The sequence below is a fragment of the Pseudomonas sp. T8 genome, assembly GCF_024610635.1.
Taxonomy (GTDB): domain Bacteria; phylum Pseudomonadota; class Gammaproteobacteria; order Pseudomonadales; family Pseudomonadaceae; genus Aquipseudomonas; species Aquipseudomonas chlororaphis_I.
Map to the genome: position 1 here is coordinate 4,211,806 of NZ_CP102374.1, position 16,829 is coordinate 4,228,634.

The 16,829-nt window shown below is 63.8% G+C and carries 16 protein-coding genes; 2 read left to right on the forward strand and 14 right to left on the reverse strand.

Going from position 1 to position 16,829, the window contains the following annotated elements; genetic code table 11:
• Positions 1-88: 88 nt before the first annotated feature.
• The 5 genes from NRG23_RS18830 to NRG23_RS18850 are packed head-to-tail and all read right to left on the reverse strand — an operon-like array spanning position 89 to position 3,997.
• A complete protein-coding gene (locus tag NRG23_RS18830) occupies positions 89-724 on the reverse strand; it encodes an SCO family protein (protein ID WP_009041520.1) in 636 nt (211 codons plus the stop codon).
• Positions 721-1,620 (reverse strand): heme o synthase, encoded by a 900-nt coding sequence (gene cyoE / locus NRG23_RS18835; RefSeq protein WP_009046269.1) that lies wholly within the window; start codon positions 1,618-1,620, stop codon positions 721-723. Before cyoE ends, NRG23_RS18830 begins: the two co-directional genes overlap by 4 nt.
• Positions 1,608-2,687: a heme A synthase gene (locus NRG23_RS18840; protein ID WP_007924313.1), complete on the reverse strand. Its 1,080-nt coding sequence runs from the start codon at positions 2,685-2,687 to the stop codon at positions 1,608-1,610. The genes cyoE and NRG23_RS18840 overlap by 13 nt, the downstream gene beginning before the upstream one ends.
• A 10-nt stretch (positions 2,688-2,697) precedes the next feature.
• A complete protein-coding gene (locus NRG23_RS18845) occupies positions 2,698-3,291 on the reverse strand; it encodes a hypothetical protein (RefSeq protein ID WP_110175219.1) in 594 nt (197 codons plus the stop codon).
• Positions 3,257-3,997: an SURF1 family protein gene (locus tag NRG23_RS18850; protein WP_041987860.1), complete on the reverse strand. Its 741-nt coding sequence runs from the start codon at positions 3,995-3,997 to the stop codon at positions 3,257-3,259. The genes NRG23_RS18845 and NRG23_RS18850 overlap by 35 nt, the downstream gene beginning before the upstream one ends.
• Positions 3,998-4,066: 69 nt before the next feature.
• Between NRG23_RS18850 and NRG23_RS18855 the strand changes: the two genes are divergently transcribed.
• The gene (locus NRG23_RS18855) at positions 4,067-4,270 is read left to right on the forward strand and encodes a twin transmembrane helix small protein (protein ID WP_257371645.1); all 204 of its coding nucleotides are present in this window, start codon (positions 4,067-4,069) and stop codon (positions 4,268-4,270) included.
• Positions 4,271-4,278: 8 nt separating this feature from the next.
• Here NRG23_RS18855 and NRG23_RS18860 read toward each other — a convergent pair whose 3' ends face one another.
• The 4 genes from NRG23_RS18860 to coxB all read right to left on the reverse strand — a co-directional run bounded on the left by NRG23_RS18860 (position 4,279) and on the right by coxB (position 8,711).
• A complete protein-coding gene (locus NRG23_RS18860; protein WP_009046266.1) occupies positions 4,279-5,166 on the reverse strand; it encodes a cytochrome c oxidase subunit 3 in 888 nt (295 codons plus the stop codon).
• 34 nt (positions 5,167-5,200) lie between these two features.
• On the reverse strand, positions 5,201-5,755 hold the full coding sequence (locus NRG23_RS18865) for a cytochrome c oxidase assembly protein (protein ID WP_009046265.1): 555 nt from the start codon (positions 5,753-5,755) through the stop codon (positions 5,201-5,203).
• 144 nt (positions 5,756-5,899) lie between these two features.
• Positions 5,900-7,501 carry a cytochrome c oxidase subunit I gene (gene ctaD, locus NRG23_RS18870; protein WP_009046264.1) on the reverse strand — a complete coding sequence of 534 codons (1,602 nt, stop codon included), beginning with the start codon at positions 7,499-7,501 and terminating at the stop codon, positions 5,900-5,902.
• Between the two features lie 82 nt (positions 7,502-7,583).
• A complete protein-coding gene (gene coxB, locus NRG23_RS18875) occupies positions 7,584-8,711 on the reverse strand; it encodes a cytochrome c oxidase subunit II (protein WP_009046263.1) in 1,128 nt (375 codons plus the stop codon).
• Between the two features lie 372 nt (positions 8,712-9,083).
• Between coxB and NRG23_RS18880 the strand changes: the two genes are divergently transcribed.
• The gene (locus tag NRG23_RS18880; protein WP_009046262.1) at positions 9,084-9,734 is read left to right on the forward strand and encodes a hypothetical protein; all 651 of its coding nucleotides are present in this window, start codon (positions 9,084-9,086) and stop codon (positions 9,732-9,734) included.
• A gap of 132 nt (positions 9,735-9,866) precedes the next feature.
• Here NRG23_RS18880 and NRG23_RS18885 read toward each other — a convergent pair whose 3' ends face one another.
• The 5 genes from NRG23_RS18885 to NRG23_RS18905 all read right to left on the reverse strand — a co-directional run bounded on the left by NRG23_RS18885 (position 9,867) and on the right by NRG23_RS18905 (position 16,828).
• Complete coding sequence (locus NRG23_RS18885) at positions 9,867-11,435, reverse strand: SulP family inorganic anion transporter (RefSeq protein ID WP_016703919.1); 1,569 nt, start codon at positions 11,433-11,435, stop codon at positions 9,867-9,869.
• Between the two features lie 89 nt (positions 11,436-11,524).
• The gene (locus NRG23_RS18890) at positions 11,525-12,259 is read right to left on the reverse strand and encodes a carbonic anhydrase (RefSeq protein ID WP_009046260.1); all 735 of its coding nucleotides are present in this window, start codon (positions 12,257-12,259) and stop codon (positions 11,525-11,527) included.
• A 224-nt stretch (positions 12,260-12,483) separates the two neighbouring features.
• Positions 12,484-13,542 (reverse strand): PA0069 family radical SAM protein, encoded by a 1,059-nt coding sequence (locus NRG23_RS18895; RefSeq protein WP_257371649.1) that lies wholly within the window; start codon positions 13,540-13,542, stop codon positions 12,484-12,486.
• Between the two features lie 163 nt (positions 13,543-13,705).
• The gene (locus NRG23_RS18900; RefSeq protein ID WP_009046258.1) at positions 13,706-15,031 is read right to left on the reverse strand and encodes a cytochrome c; all 1,326 of its coding nucleotides are present in this window, start codon (positions 15,029-15,031) and stop codon (positions 13,706-13,708) included.
• Positions 15,032-15,043: 12 nt separating this feature from the next.
• A complete protein-coding gene (locus tag NRG23_RS18905; protein ID WP_009046257.1) occupies positions 15,044-16,828 on the reverse strand; it encodes a GMC family oxidoreductase in 1,785 nt (594 codons plus the stop codon).
• Between the last annotated feature and the right edge of the window lies 1 nt (position 16,829).

Genomic DNA, 16,829 nt, shown 5'->3' on the forward strand with positions numbered 1-16,829 from the left:
GCAGGAGACGCGCTCTTGAGGGCCTCGGAAGGTGCTCCGCACCTTATCGCAGCCTGCGGCAGCGGCTACAGGACTCAGGCGTCCCGGACTACTTGCGCTGCAACATCACCGGCAGCTGGGCCACCAGTTTCTGGTTGTTCAGCGGCGCGCGGATGAAGCCGCGCTGGGTGCCGTCCGGGCCGATCACCGCGAGGTTGCCGCTGTGGTCGACGGTGTAGTTGGGCTTGCTGGTATCCGCCGGAATGAACGGGATACTCACCGCATTGGCGAGCTTCTGCACATCCGCCACCGAGGTCGCGGTCAGGCCCTTGAAGTCCTTGTCGAAGTAGCCCAGGTACTGTTTCAGCTGCTGCGGCGTATCGCGGTTCGGGTCGACGCTGACCAGCACCACCTGCAGGTTGTCCACCGCCTCCTTGGGCAGCTCGCTCTTGATCTGGCGCAGCTGGGCGAGGGTGGTCGGGCAGATGTCCGGGCAGAAGGTGTAGCCGAAGAACAGCAGGCTCCACTTGCCCTTGAGCTCATTGAGCACCACCGGCTGGCCTTCCTGGTCGGTCATCTTCACATCCGGCAGGTTGCGGCTCTGGGGCAGCAGGATGATCCCGGCGTCGATCAGCGCGGTCGGGTCCCCCTGGTTCTTGCCGGTCAGCACTTTGTTGACGGTGAGCCCCAGCACCAGGGCCACCAGCGCCACGAGAATAAAGACGGTTTTCTGAGTTCGAGTCATAGGTTCAACAATAGGTAGTGGTCTACGAGCAGCGCGATAAACAGCAGGAACAAGTAATAAATAGAGTACTTGAAGGTGTTGATCGCCGCGTGCGGCCGACTGCCACGGTACAGCACCCAGGCCCATTGCAGAAAGCGCGCGCCCAGGCCCAGGGCACAAATCAGGTAGAGCAGGCCGCTCATGTGGATCGCATAGGGCAGCAGGCTGACCGCCAGCAGGGCGAAGGTGTAGAGCAGGATATGCACCTTGGTGTAATGCTCGCCGTGGGTCACCGGCAGCATCGGGATGTCGGCCTTGGCGTATTCCTCCTTGCGGTGAATGGCCAGGGCCCAGAAGTGCGGCGGGGTCCAGGCGAAGATGATCAGCACCAGCAGCAGCGGTTCGGCCGTCACATGGCCGGTGGCCGCGACCCAGCCCAACAGCGGTGGCGCAGCCCCGGCCAGACCGCCGATCACGATGTTCTGCGGGGTCGCCCGCTTGAGGAAACCGGTGTAGATCACCGCATAACCGAGCAGCGATGCCAGGGTCAGCCAGGCAGTCAGCGGGTTGGTGAACGCCAGCAGCAAGGCTTGCCCGGCGATGGCCAGCAGCAGGGCGAAACCCAGCGCCGCCGGCGGCGATACCCGGCCTTCGGCCAGCGGCCGTTTGTGGGTGCGCGCCATGACCGCGTCGATCCGCCGGTCCACCACATGGTTCACCGCTGCCGCCGCACCGGCGCACAGGGCGATGCCCAGGTTGCCGAACACCAGCACCGTCCACGGCACCCCGGCGCGGGTGGCGAGGAACATGCCCACCAGCGAGGTAATGAGCATCAGCACCACCACCTTGGGTTTGGTCAGCTCCAGGTAGTCACGCCAGATCGCCTGGCGGTGACGCTCGCCGATCAGAGTCGCCATGGCATTTCTCCTTTAATAGTGATGGGCCCGGCGGCGTGTTTGCGCGGGCTCAGGCGCCAGCCCAGCGGCAGGTGCGAGCGGGCGCGGACCAGGCTGGTACGGGCGTGATAGTTGACCAGCACCAGGGTCAGCAGCAGCGCCGCGCCACCCGCGTTATGCGCCACGGCCACCGGCAGCGGCAGGTGGAACAGCACATTGCTGATGCCGAGGCCGATCTGCGCCGCCAGCGCCACCAGCACCAACCCGGCGAGGCGGGTCATGCCCACATGCTTGAGTTGCCAGGCCAGGCCGAGCAACACCAGGGTCACCAGCAGCGCACCGATACGATGGGTCAAGTGGATGGCGGTGCGGGCGTCGCTGTCGAGCTGCCCGCCCAGGTAGTTGGGGCCAATGTGCTGGGTCAGGTGAAAACCGTTGGCGAAATCCGCCGCCGGCCACCACTGGCCGTGGCAGGTCGGCAGGTCGATGCAGGCCACCGCCGCGTAGTTGGAGCTGACCCAGCCGCCCAGGGCGATCTGCCCGATCACCAGCACCAGCCCGGCCGTGGCCCAGTACTGCAGGCGGCGCGGCACGATCAGCGCCGGCAGCACCCCGGACAGGCGCAGCGTCAGCAAAAACAGCAGGCTCAGGGTGGCGAAGCCGCCCAGCAGGTGCGCGGTGACCACCTGCGGCCACAGCTTGAGGGTCACCGTCCACATGCCGAACAAGGCCTGGGCGAACACCACCGAGAGCAGGAACAGCGGCAACTTCAATGGTTGCCCGGGATGATGCCGATGGGTCCAGGAGCGTGCCGCCAGCAATACGATCAACAGGCCCAGGGTACCGGCGAAATAGCGGTGGATCATCTCGTTCCAGCCCTTGTGGGCTTCCACCGGGGTGTCGGGAAAATGCAGCTCGGCATGGGCCAGCTGGGCTTCGCTTTTCGGCACGCTGATGAAGCCGTAGCACCCCGGCCAGTCCGGGCAGCCGAGGCCGGCGTGGGTCAGCCGGGTATAGGCGCCGAGCAGCACCACGATCAGTGCCAGCAAGGTGGCAAACAAGGCGAGGCGAAATCCAGGTTTGGCCATGACGATGCCCTTATCCGATGTTCGACAGTTTCAGCAGATGGCGCAGGTCGTTGAGCAGGTCCTTGCCCTTGACCCGGGCGTCGTAGCGCAGGACCAGGTTACCGTGCGGGTCGACTATCCACAGCAGCGGCGCGCCCTGGTCGCTGGCGCCCTTGGTGAAGGTCGGCAGGTCCAGTGGGTAGCGTTGCAGTTGCGGGTACTCGCGCTGCAGCTTGGCCTGGTAATCGGTGTCCAGCGGCTGGGCGGCGGCCAGGGCGTGGCTGGCCCGGGAGGCGTCGCGGCCCAGGGATATCTGGATCTGCCGCGCCAGGTACACCAGTTGCTGGCAATCCACCGCGCAGTCCCTGGGTGCGGTGACCAGGATCTGCCAGCGCGTCTCGTCGGCCTGGACCCCGATGTCGGCGCGGCTCTGGCCGTTGCCGATCAGCTCACCGTGGTAGCTGCGGCTTTCCGGCACCCAGAACTGCAACTTGTACATGCCGGTGGCGAGGATCATCGGGCCGATCACCATGGCCACGATCAGCAGCAGCTGCCAGCGTCCGCGGCGCCGGTTGTGCGGCGCCTGGGCCTCAGAAATGTTGGGTGGATTCATGGCCGCTCCCATGGTGTTTCTCCCTTGCGTTATGCCATCCGAGATAGAGGTACAAAGCGCACAGGGCCAGCGCCATGGCGAACCACTGCACGGCGTAGCCCAGATGTTTTTCCGGCCCCATGGCCACCACCGGCCATTCGGTCAGGTAGGCGCCCGGGCCAGCCTCCTGGCGTAGCTCGTAGGCAAAGCCGCTGCGTCCCAGCTCGCTCCAGAGCCTGGCCGGATCGACCGTCGTCACCAGCCGCGGCCACTGGGCATTGCGCGGATCGGCATGCAGTTGAAAGGTCGCGCCGGGAGCGACATAGACCCAGGCGTCGAGGTCCAGAGGTTGTTCGGGGGTACTGAACGCCGGTGGCGTGCGCCGGTCCGGCCAGGGCAGCCAGCCACGGTTGAGCAACAGCCATTGGCCGCTGGCCTGGTCGAGAAAGGGTTGCAGCAGCTCGACCCCGACCTTGCCTTCGTGCATGCGGTTATCCAGCAGCAGGCTGTGGGCTGCATCGAAGCTGCCATGCACTCGCACCCGGCGGAACGCCGGATCAGGGGCAGCCTGCAGCTCATCCACGCTCAAAGGCTCGGCCACCCGCCGTTCCGCGTAGCTGGCCAGCAGCTCGCGCTTCTGTTCGCCCCGGCCCAGTTGCCAGAACCCGAGCGTCACCAGTACCGGCAGCAACGCCAGCACCACCAGGGTCGGCAGCACGCCCGGGCGAAAGCCGTTCATGGCAGCGCCCGAAAGTGGCGAGATCGACTGGCTATACTCAAGCGCATCGCGTTTCCCCTGGAGCCCACCATGCTTAAAGCGGCAATCGCCCTGTTGCTGATCGCCACGCTCATCAGCCTGTTCAGCGGCCTGTTCTTTCTGGTCAAGGACGACAGCAGCTCCCATCGCCTGGTCAGGTCGTTGACCGTGCGTGTGTGCCTGGCCGCGCTCACCGTCGGCTTGATCGCCTGGGGCTTCTTCAGCGGCCAGCTGGTGTCGCACGCGCCCTGGTAACCCCGCGCTCAGAGCACGTAGACGAAGACAAACAAGCCGATCCACACCACATCGACAAAGTGCCAATACCAACTGGCCGCCTCGAAACCGAACTGATGCTCGGCGTCGAAGTGCCCCTTCATGATGCGCATCAGCATCACGAACAGGATCAGCGTGCCGATGGTCACGTGGGCACCGTGAAAGCCGGTGAGCATGAAGAAGGTGGCGCCATAGATGCCCGAACCCAGGGTCAGCCCCAGCTCGTGGTAGGCGTGCAGGTACTCCTCGGCCTGGAAGCCGAGAAAGGCACAACCCAGCAACACGGTGATCGCCAGCCAGATTTTCAGCGCGCCGCGATGGCCGTTCTTCAGGGCGTGGTGGGCGATGGTCACGGTGACGCTGGAACTCACCAGCAGCACGGTGTTGAGCAGCGGCAGGCCCCAGGGGCTGATGACTTCCTTGGGCGGCGGGAACAGCTTGGAATCGGGGTTTTCGAGCAATGGCCAGACGAACTCGAAGTTCGGCCAGAGCATGTGCGCGATGCCCTTGCTGCCTTCGCCACCCAGGGCCGGGCCGGCGATCTGGCGCACGTAGAACAGCGCGCCGAAGAAGGCGATGAAGAACATCACTTCGGAAAAGATGAACCAGCTCATGCCCCAGCGGAACGAGCGATCCAGCTGGGCGCTGTACAGGCCGGCGCGACTTTCCTTGATCACCGCGCCGAACCAGCCGAACAGCATGTAGGCCAGCAACAGGCTACCGACGAAGAAAATCAGCGGGCCATGGGATTCCGGGCGCGCGGCCTTGAGGTCGTTGAACCAGGTGGCCAGGCCGAACACGGTAACGAACATGCCCACGGTGGCGATGATCGGCCACTTGCTCTGGGCGGGAACGTAATAATGCTCATGAGTTGCCATTTATTGTTCTCCTTATCGGGCACGCTTGAACGTCTTAACCGCCGGTGTTGGTGCTCACGGCCACCGGTGGATGACGCGCGGTGATATCGAACAGCGTGTAAGCCAGCGTCAGGTGCTTCACATCCTTGGGCATGTCGCGGTCAACGATGAAACGTACCGGCATCTCGATCTGCTGACCGGGCTGCAGCACTTGCTGGGTGAAACAGAAGCATTCGGTCTTGTGGAAATACATCGCGGCGCTGCTCGGCGAAATGCTCGGGATCGCCTGGGCGCTCATCGGGCGGTCGCTGGGATTGCGGGCGATGAAGATCATCTCGTTCACCGCGCCCGGATGGACCACGATGTCGTCGGCCTTGGGGTAGAAGTCCCAGACCATGTCGATCGCGTTGGTCGACAGGAACTGCACCCGCACCTGGCGCGAGACATCCACCTGCTGCTCGCCGGAATACTGCCCGCCGGTCTTGCCGTTGATGCCCAGCGCCTTGCACATCACGTCGTAGATCGGCACCAGGGCAAAACCGAAGACGAACATCGCCGCCACCACCAGCAACAGACGGGTGACCAGCTTCTTCATCGAGATCTCAGCCATGAGCGCGCCCCCTTATAGGAGCGAGCTTGCTCGCGAAAAAATCACCAACGATGACTCGATGAGGCTGATAGCGCGCCACTTCGTGGCTATCGCGAGCAAGCTCGCTCCTACAGGAGGAGGTCAGCGGGTATCGCTGCAGGCTGTTCATTTCACTTCCGGTGGCGTGGTGAAGGTGTGGTAAGGCGCCGGCGACGGCACGCTCCACTCCAGCCCTTCGGCACCGTCCCAGGGCTTGGCCGGTGCGGGTTGGCCGCCACGGATGCACTTGATGACGATGAACAGGAAGAAGATCTGCGTCGCGCCGAAGGTAAACGCGCCGATGGACGACACCATGTTGAAATCGGCGAACTGCAGGTTGTAGTCCGGGATCCGCCGCGGCATCCCCGCCAGGCCAACGAAGTGCATCGGGAAGAACGCCATGTTCATGCCGACGAAGGACAGCCAGAAGTGCAGCTTGCCCAGGGTTTCGTCGTACATGTGCCCGGTCCACTTCGGCAGCCAGTAATAGGCCGAGGCGAAGATGCCGAAGATCGCGCCCGGCACCAGTACATAGTGGAAGTGCGCGACCACGAAATAGGTGTCCTGGTACTGGAAGTCCGCCGGGGCGATGGCCAGCATCAGCCCGGAGAAGCCGCCGATGGTGAACAGGATCACGAAGGCCACGGCGAACAGCATCGGCGTCTCGAAGGTCAGCGAGCCCTGCCACATGGTGCTGACCCAGTTGAAGACCTTGACCCCGGTCGGCACCGCGATAAGCATCGTGGCGTACATGAAGAACAGCTCGCCCACCAGCGGAATGCCGACCACGAACATGTGGTGCGCCCAGACGATGAACGACAGGAAGGCGATACTCGCCGTGGCGTAGACCATCGAGGTGTAGCCGAACAACGGCTTGCGCGAGAACGCCGGGATGATTGCGCTGACGGCGCCGAAGGCCGGCAGGATCATGATGTACACCTCGGGGTGGCCGAAGAACCAGAACACATGCTGGAACAGCACCGGATCACCGCCACCGGCGGCACTGAAGAAGCTGGTGCCGAAGTGGATGTCCATCAGCATCATGGTCACGCAGCCGGCCAGCACCGGCATCACCGCGATCAGCAGGAACGCGGTGATCAGCCAGGTCCAGACGAACAGCGGCATCTTCATCAGGGTCATGCCGGGGGCGCGCAGGTTGAGGATGGTGGCGATCACGTTGATCGCGCCCATGATCGAGCTGATGCCCATCAGGTGGATGGCGAAGATAAAGAAGGTCACGCTTTCCGGCGCGTAGGTGGTGGACAGCGGGGCGTAGAAGGTCCAGCCGAAGTTGGGTCCGCCACCGGGCATGAACAGGGTCGAGACCAGCAGCAGGAACGCCGCCGGCAGCAACCAGAAACTGAAGTTGTTCATCCGCGGCAGGGCCATGTCCGGCGCGCCGACCATCAGCGGGATCATCCAGTTGGCCAGGCCGACGAAGGCCGGCATCACCGCGCCGAAGACCATCACCAGGCCGTGCATGGTGGTCATCTGGTTGAAGAATTCCGGCTGCACGATCTGCAGGCCGGGCTGGAACAGCTCGGCGCGGATCACCATGGCGAACGAGCCGCCGAGCAGGAACATGGAGAAGGCGAACCACAGGTACAGGGTGCCGATGTCCTTGTGGTTGGTGGTCAGCACCCAGCGCATCAGGCCCTTGGCGGGGCCGTGGGTATGGTCATGATCGCCAACGACTGCATGACCGTGCTCATCGCTCACAGCGTTCATGGCCTGTCTCCTGTAAACGGTTGGGCTGGATGATCGAGGGCAGCACGCCCCGAGCGGCTGCGGGAACACGCAATGGACCGGGTCATTTGCTTTCCGCCTGTTTCAGAGCCAGGACATCCTTGGGCGTCACCATGTCGCCCTTGTTGTTGCCCCAGGCGTTACGTTCGTAGGTGACCACCGCTGCCAGGTCGACTTCCGACAGCTGCTTGCCGAAAGCCGCCATGGCGGTGCCGGGCTTGCCGTGGAAGACGATGTTCAGGTGATCCGCCACCGGCCCGGTGGCGATCTTCGAGCCCTTGAGCGCCGGGAACATCGGCGGCAGGCCCTGGCCCTCGGCCTGGTGACAGGCCACGCAGGTGGTGTGGTAGACCTTGTCGCCGCGGGCCACCAGCTCTTCGAGGGTCCATTCCTTGCTGGTCAGTTCCTTGAGCTTGAGGGCCTCGGCCTTGCGTTCGCCCAGCCAGGTGTCGTAGTCGGCCTGGGTCTTCACATCGACCACGATCGGCATGAAACCGTGGTCCTTGCCGCACAGCTCGGCGCACTGGCCGCGATACAGGCCGGGCTTGTCGACCCGGGTCCAGGCTTCGTTGACGAAACCGGGGATCGCATCGCGCTTGACCGCGAAGGCCGGGACCCACCAGGAATGGATGACGTCGGCGGAGGTCACCAGAAAGCGCACCTTGGCACCGATCGGCAGCACCAGCGGCTGATCGACTTCCAGCAGGTAATGCTCGCCCTTGGCACTCTGGTTGTGAATCTGTTCGGCGGGCGTGGTCAGGTTGCTGAAGAACTCGACGTCCTGGCCCAGGTATTTGTAGTGCCACTTCCATTGATAGCCGGTGATCTGGATGTCCACATCCGGCTCACTGGCGTCGTACATCTTGATCAGGGTTGCGGTGGCGGGAACGGCCATGGCCACCAGGATCAGCAGCGGCACCACCGTCCAGAGGATTTCCACCGTCGTGCTTTCGTGGAACTTGGCGGCCACCTGGCCGGTGGAGCGGCGGTGCACGATCATCGACCAGAACATGGCGCCAAAGACAATGACGCCGATCACCACACAGATCCAGAAGATGGTCATGTGCAGGTCGAATACCGCGTGACTTATATCAGTCGCTCCAGGCGCCATATTCACGGTCCAGGCGCCATGCGCCTGGCTGAATACCGACCACAACAGGAGGCCCATCCAGACTTGTGGATGTCGCATCATTGCGGGTTCCCCTTATCGTTCTTGTTATCCCGCCGGCTTTCACCTGCGGCCAAGGGATCGGCTGCCCAGACTACGAACTTAAACCGCCGAGCCTTCGCTGCACATGCAGTCGGGCGTCATCAGCTAACTTCATACAGCCCCGAGTATAGACAGCGACTTCGACCTCGCAACGCGGTGCCGTAAATCCACTGAAACAGTTTGCCGCGGCCTTATAGGCCACGGTTGGAAAGGGATAGGGGATGAATGATGGCGAAGCGATATAACTCAGACGACTAACCATGAAATAATTATGAGAAATACGTCTTAAGCGATTTCGTGAGCAGGCTAACTTATGTCTTCCCTAATTAATTGCCCTTGTTTCCTGGAGTATTCATGAACACCGCCGCATTGCGCGAGCAGATCCAACGAGCCCATCAACATGAGTCCAGCACCGGGCATTTGCGCCGCCAGCTGGAAACCCAATTGCCACACCTGCACCCCGCCATCCAGCTCCCCGAACTGGACGCCCAGGGGGTGATGACCCGTTTTGTCGCCGCTTATATCGATCAGGTTCCCGACCTGCTGGACGCCGCCAACGAAGTCGCGCGCGAAGCCGGCATCGAGTCGCAGATCAAGCCGGTGCTGAAGATCGCCGAGCAGTTCTTCCTCCAGCCGCCCGCCATCATGGCCGGCCACGAAGGCCTGGACAGCCTGCTGGACGAAGCCTATCTGGCCCATCGCCTGGTGGAAGAGGTCAACGACCTGTACATCACCCATTTCGGCCAGCCGCTGATCCCGCTGGACACCACGGTGGCCAACCTGATCGCCCACCAGTTGATCGGCGAAACCTTCGCCAACCAGCTGGACGAAGCGGTGCACCATGCGGTCGACGCGATGCTCAATGAAGAAAGCTTCGCCCTGGAGTCGGTCGAGGCCTACCGTGAGAAGCTCAGCAGCCCCGACACCGACGCCGCCTGGAAACGCTGGCCGTGCCTGTCGCGCCAGTTGGGCGTGGAGCTGGAACTCGACCAGCCGGCTGCCTGAGGATTGCAGGTGGCGCCCCTGTAGCCGCTGCCGCAGGCTGCGATCGACCGGCACGGTCGCAGCGATATCACCGCCGCTGAAGGCCCTTCGGACCTTATCGCAGCCTGCGGCAGCGGCTACAGGGCTACAGACTTACGCCCGGCTCAAGCCTTTCGCCTCCAGCTTCGAGGCCGGACTCACGCCGACGTTGGTGTGCAAACGCCCCTCCAGCCGGCGCTTCAACCCGCGCGACTCGATCACCAGCTTCGAGCCCTTGGCCGCATTGGCCCGTCCCCACTCCTCGAGCAGTTCCAGGCAGGCATGGTCGATGTAGCCCAGGTTATTGAGCGGCACATGCACCGTGGTGCCCGGCGGGATGCTGCCCAGTGCCTGGGTCAGGGCCGGCACCTTGAGGAAGGTCGCGGCGCCTACCAGGCGCAGCTCCATTTCGCCTTCGGCGGGCAGGTCCACCAGGCTGATCTTCAGTCGCGAAGCGCCCCAGGCCAGCTTCACCAGGGTCAGGCCGAAACCGATCAGCACACCGGTCAGCAGGTCGGTGAAGACAATCGCCAGCGCGGTCACGCCGTAGGTCAGCATCGGCATCGGCCCATAACGGCCCAGCTTGCGGAACGACTTGAGGTCCACCAGCTTGAACCCGGTGTACACCAGCACGCCCGCCAGGCTGGCCACCGGAATGCTTTGCAGCACGCTGGACAGCAACAGCACGAACGCCAGCAGCCACAGGCCGTGGAAGATCGCCGACAACCGCGTGGTCGCGCCCGCCTGGACGTTGGCCGAACTGCGCACGATCACCCCGGTCATCGGCAAGGCGCCGAGCAACCCGCAGAGCATGTTGCCGATCCCTTGCGCCGACAGTTCACGGTCGAAATCCGAGCGCGTACCGCTGTGCATGCGATCCACCGCGGCAGCGGACAGCAGGGTTTCGGCGCTGGCGATAAAGGCCACGGCAAAGGCTGCGATCAGCAGTGTCGGGTCCGCCAGGTTGAGCAGGTCGGCCGGGCGCAGCCAGTCGATTGCCTCGGCGAGGTTTTCCGGTACCTCGACCCGCTTGACCTGCAGCGCCAGGAGCAGGCTGGCAAAGGTCGCCAGGCCGACACCCAGCAGGGCACCAGGGATGAAGCGCAGCGAATGCGGGCGCAGTTTTTCCCACAGGAACATCACCGCCATGGTCGACAGGCCGAGCAACCCGGCCTGCCAGCCAAAGCCGCCGCCCAGGCTGGGCAAGGCTTGGGTCACCGCCTCGGGGAAACCCGCGAGGTTATCCAGGCCGGACGCCTGGGGCTGGGCATCGAGCATCACGTGCACCTGGGAGAGCACGATCAACACCCCGATCCCGGCAAGCATGCCGTAGACCACCGCTGGCGCCGTGACCCGGAACCAGCAGCCCAGGCGCAAGCGCCCGGCCACCAACTGGAGGAAACCCGCCAATAGCAGGATCGGCCCGAGCATGGCGATACCGTGCTGGCGCACCAGCTCGAACACCAGGACCGCCAGCCCCGCGGCCGGACCGCTGACCTGCAAGGGCGAGCCCGCCAGCCAGCCCACTACCAGGCCACCGATGATCCCGGTGATCAGACCCTTGGCCGGCGGCATGCCGGAAGCGATGGCAATACCCATGCACAAGGGCAGGGCCACCAGGAACACCACCACGGAAGCGAGCAGCTCCCGTGGCAAAACAGCTTTCAGTTGTGCTGCACGCATGATGATTCTCCCGAACTTTTTTCAGGCGTGGCAAAGCCTGACCGCACTGACAGCAGTCATGGCTGAACCCCACTGGGATTTAGGAGGATTTAGAAGCGCGCTTTAGGCGTCGCAACCGGGATCGGATGGCGTCCGTCCAACGGCAGGAAACACCCTTGATCCGCGTCGTAGGCTTTGATTTCGCTGGTTTCGATGTTGTATACCCAGCCATGGATGAACAACTGGCCGTTGGCCATGCGCGAAGCCACCGAAGGGTGGGTGCGCAAATGCTGCAACTGGGCGATGACGTTCTCTTCGGTCAGCACATGCATGCTGGCGTTCTCGTCGGCGCAGTCGCAGTTCTCCTGGACCATGGTCTTGGCCACTTCGGCGTGGCGCAGCCAGGCTTTGACCGTCGGCATCTTTTCCAGGCTCTGCGGGTTGAGCACCGCGCGCATGGCGCCGCAGTCGGAATGGCCGCAAACGATGATGTGGTGCACACCCAGCGCCATGACCGCGTATTCGATGGCCGTGGACACACCGCCGTTCATCTGCCCGTAAGGCGGTACCACGTTACCGACGTTGCGGGTCACGAACAGGTCGCCCGGGGCGCTCTGGGTAATCAGTTCGGGAACGATGCGCGAATCCGCGCAGGCAATGAACATCGCCCGCGGCCGCTGGGCCGTGGCGAGTTTCTTGAACAGTTCTTCCTGCTGTGGGAAGACCTCGTGATGAAAATGCAAAAAGCCGTCAACGATTATCTGCAGCGCTGCATCGGCGCTTTCGGCGACCTCCGTGGACGCTGAAGCCGACGCAGCCAACGGCTGTTTATCCTTGTCACTCATGATTCATCCCCTTTTGACGGATTAGGTGAATTTTCCAGTTTTATCCGGCACGACGCCAGCGATTGATTAAAAAACGACCAGACCGCCGACAGCGACCCATCGGTCACTCGGTGAACAAGGTAGCCTTCCAAACTTAACTCAAACTGAACGGAGCGCTCTAAAACGCCACTATTGGCGATGCAAAAAGGTGACCAGCCTATAACTCCACCATAGGCCAATAACCCCTACAGCAACGACATCTGCCCACCCGGCGGACAGAAGGCCGTGCAATCGAGGTTGTAGCCTTCGCGCCGATCGAGCCCCAGGCGTTTGCTGGCCTTGGCGAAACGCTGCGCCAACAGGGCCGCGAAGGGGCCTTCGCCGCGCATCCGTGCACCAAAACGGCTGTCGTACAGCTCGCCGCCGCGACACTGGCGGATCAGGCTCAGGACATGGGCCGCCCGCTGCGAGTAGTGGGCGTTGAGCCATTCCTCGAACAGCGGCGCCACTTCCAGGGGCAGGCGCAGCATCATGTAGGCCGCGCTTTGCGCGCCCGCGGCATGGGCCTCGGCGAGCAGGCTTTCCAGTTCGCTGTCGTTGATCATCGGAATCATCGGCGAACACAGCACCCCTACGGGAATCCCCGCCTCGCGCATCACCCGGATCGCCCGCAATCGCGCCTTGGGCGCCGCCGCCCGGGGTTCGAGGATGCGCTTGAGCTCGTCGTCCAGGGTGGTCAGGCTGATCATCACCGCCACCAGCCGCTGCTCGGCCAGCTCGACCAACAGGTCGAGATCGCGCAGGATCAGCGAGCCCTTGGTGACGATGGTCACCGGGTGCCGGTAGCGCAGCAGCACCTCCAGAGTCCGGCGGGTCAGTTGGTGCTCACGCTCGATGGGCTGGTAGGGGTCGGTGTTGGAACCCAGGTTGATCGGCGCGCATTTGTAGCCGGGCTTGGACAGCTGCTGTTCCAGCATTGCCGCGGCATTGGTCTTGGCGATCAGCTTGGTCTCGAAGTCCAGCCCCGGCGACAGGTCCCAATAGGCATGACTGGGCCGCGCATAACAGTAGATGCAGCCGTGCTCGCAACCGCGATAGGGGTTGATGGAGCGGTCGAAGGGCAGGTCCGGCGAGCTGTTGCGGGTGATGATGGATTTCGCCGTCTCGAGGCGCACCTCGGTGCCCTGGGTCAGCGGGGCTTCCTGGTACCAGCCGTCATCGAAGGCCACCGAGCGCTGGGGCGCAAAACGGTTGTGCGGATTGGTCGCGGTGCCACGGCCGCGAGGGGGCAGGGGGCTGAACATGGGAGGCGCTCCGATACTGTATTCATATACAGTATCGGAGGTTCGAATTTCTGCAAAGCGCCGTCGGGCGGAGCGCGCCTTCGGCGCTGATCGCGAGCAAGCTCGCTCCTACAGAGAACACACGCATCCCTGTAGGAACGAGCTTGCTCGCGAAAAAGGCCGGTCAGCCACCGCTGTGCTTGGTCCCCTGCCCCAGATCGTCATTCGAGGTGCTTTGCAGGTCGCCCTTGCGCAGCCCCGCCACGTCCGCGGCGTTCACCTCGGAACCCTGGTTGCCCCAGCTGGTGCGGATGAAGTTGACCACATCGGCCACCTCCTGGTCCGACAGCCGCCAGGCGAAGGCCGGCATGGTGAAGGTCGATGGCGCGGTATGAGTCGCCGGCAAGGTGCCGCCCTTGAGCACGATATTGATCAGCGACGTGGCATCGGCGCTTTGCAGCACCGGGTTGCCCGCCAGCGCCGGGAACACCCGGGTATAGCCATGGCCGTCGGTACGGTGGCACGCCGCACAGTTGTCGACATACACCGACGCCCCCGGCTTGCTGTCGTCACCTTTCCACAACGCCTCGGCCACCGCCTTGTCGTACTGGTGCGGCTGGTCGTTGGCATCCACTGCCGGCAGCGACTTGAGGTAACGGGCGATGGCCGTCAGGTCCTCTTCGGACATGTACTGCATGCTGTGCACCACCACGTCGCTCATGCCGCCGAACACCGCGCCACGATCACTACGACCGGTCTTGAGGAACTGCACCAGCTGCTCTTCGCTCCAGCTGCCCAGGCCGTCCTTGTGGTCGCCGCGCAGGCTCTTGGCGATCCAGCCTTCCAGCGGCGCGCTGCCGGCCAGGAAGTGGCTGCCTTCGCTGGCGCTCAGGGCCTTCTCCTGCATGGTCAGGGCGCGCGGCGTGTGGCAGGCGCCACAGTGGCCGAGGCCCTCCACCAGGTAGGCACCGCGACTGACCACCGGGTCTTCGCCTGCCTTGGCCTGGCCGTTGCCTTGCAGGTCCGCCACGCTCGGCGCGAACATCCAGCGCCAGCCCGCCAACGGCCAGCGCATGCTCAGCGGCCAGGGGATGTCGCTGTCGCGGTTCTCCTGGACCACAGGCGCCACGCCTTGCATGAAGTAGGCATACAGCGCCTGCATGTCGGCGTCGCTGACCCGCGCATAGGACGGGTAGGGCATGGCCGGGTACAGGCTGCTGCCGCTCTTGGCCACGCCATGGCGCACGGCCTTGTCGAAGTCGTCGAAGCTGTACTCGCCGATGCCGGTCTTGTCCGGGGTGATGTTGGTGGAGTAGATCATGCCGATCGGGGTTTCCATCGGCAGGCCGCCGGCGAACGGCTTGCCGTCCTTGGCGGTGTGGCAGGCCACGCAGTCACCGGCGCGGGCCAGGTATTCGCCCTGCTTGATCAAGGCTTGCCGATCGGTTTCGGCGGCGCTGAGGGAAGCGCTGCCGAGCAGGGCCAGGGTCGCGATAACGAGGGTTTTCATGGTCATCGCTCCTTATGCCTGGACCAGCGGGCCGGGGTTCTTCAGGTACTGCTCGCGGATCGCGCGGGCCGACCAGTAGGTCAACGCGGCCACCAGGCCGGTCGGGTTGTAGCCCAGGCCCTGGGGGAAGGCCGAAGCGCCCGGGACGAACACGTTGTGCACGTCCCAGCTCTGCAGGTAACGGTTCAAGGCACTGGTTTTCGGGTCGGTGCCCATGATCGCACCCCCGTTGAGATGGGTGGTCTGGTAGGACGCGGTGTTGAAGTGCTCACCGACCTTCTTGCCCAGCACCGCGATGGCCTTGGGGTTCATCGCCTCGGCGATCTTGCCCATCTTCTCGACCATGAAGCGGTTCATCTTGATGTCGTTTTCCTGCCAGTCGAAGGTCATGCGCAGCAGCGGCAGGCCGTAGGCGTCGCGGTACACCGGATCGAGGTCGAGGTAGTTGCCGCGGTAGGACTGGTGGGCGCCGTGGGCGTCCATCGACACCTGGTGGGTGTAGTAGTCGGCGGTGGCCTTCTTCCAGGCGCTGCCCCAGGCCGGGGTGCCCGGTGGATTGGAGGTCCCGGCGATCGGCCGGCTGCCAGCCTGGTTGACCCAGAACGGCGAGCCACCGACGAAGCCATGCGGGCCGTGGTCGAAGTTGTCGGCGTTGAAATCGTCCACCGCCACGCCATTGCCGCCGGCACCGATGAAGTTGTTGGTGTGCACGTCCTTGTCGAAGTAGGCCTTGATGGTGGCCATGTTCTGGTAGGCGAAGTTCTTGCCCACCACGCCTTCGCCGGTGATCGGGTCATACGGCTTACCGATGCCCGACAACAACATCAGGCGCACGTTATGGAACTGGAAGGCACCGAGGATCACCAGGTCCGCCGGCTGCTCGATCTCGCGGCCCTGGCCATCGACGTAGGTAACGCCGGTCGCGCGGGTCTTGGTGCTGTCGAGGTTGACCTTGAGCACGTGGGAGTTGGGGCGCAGCTCGAAATTCGGCAGCGGCTTGAGGGCCGGCAGAATGTTCACGTTCGGCGAAGCCTTGGAGTACATGTAGCAGACATAGCCGCTGCAGAACCCGCAGAAGTTGCACGGCCCCATTTGCGCGCCATAGGGGTTGGTGTACGGCCCCGAGGTGTTGGCCGACGGCAGGTTGTAGGGCTTGTAGCCGACTTCGCCGGCGGCTTTCTGGAACAGCTGGGCGGAGTAGGTGTTCTTCTGCGACTCCAGCGGGAAATGGTCCGAACGGTCCGGCGCGTAAGGGTTGCCGCCCTTGCCTTCACCGACCAGCTGGCCTTTCACGGTCCAGGCCTGACCTGAGGTACCGAAGACTTTTTCCGCGTAATCGAAGAACGGCTCCAGCTCTTCGTAGGTGACGCCGAAGTCCTGGATGGTCATGTCCTTGGGGATGAAGTTCTTGCCGTAGCGCTCTTCGTAGTGGCTGCGCATACGCAGCTCGATCGGGTCGGCGCGAAAATGCACGCCGGACCAGTGCAGGCCGGCACCGCCGACGCCGTTGCCCGGCAGGAACGCGCCCAGCTGGCGGTTCGGCAGGGCCACGTCGTTGACGCTGTGACGAATGGTCACCGTTTCCCGGGAGATGTCCTGGAAGAGTTTCTTGCGCACGCTGTAGGTGAGTTCGTCGATCACCTGCGGGTAGTTGCCGTCCGGGTAGGTGTCCTGCATCGGCCCGCGCTCCAGCGCCAGCACGTTGAGCCCGGCCTCGGTCAGCTCCTTGGCCATGATCGCGCCGGTCCAGCCAAACCCGACGATCACCGCATCGACCTTCTTCATTACCGTTGCCATG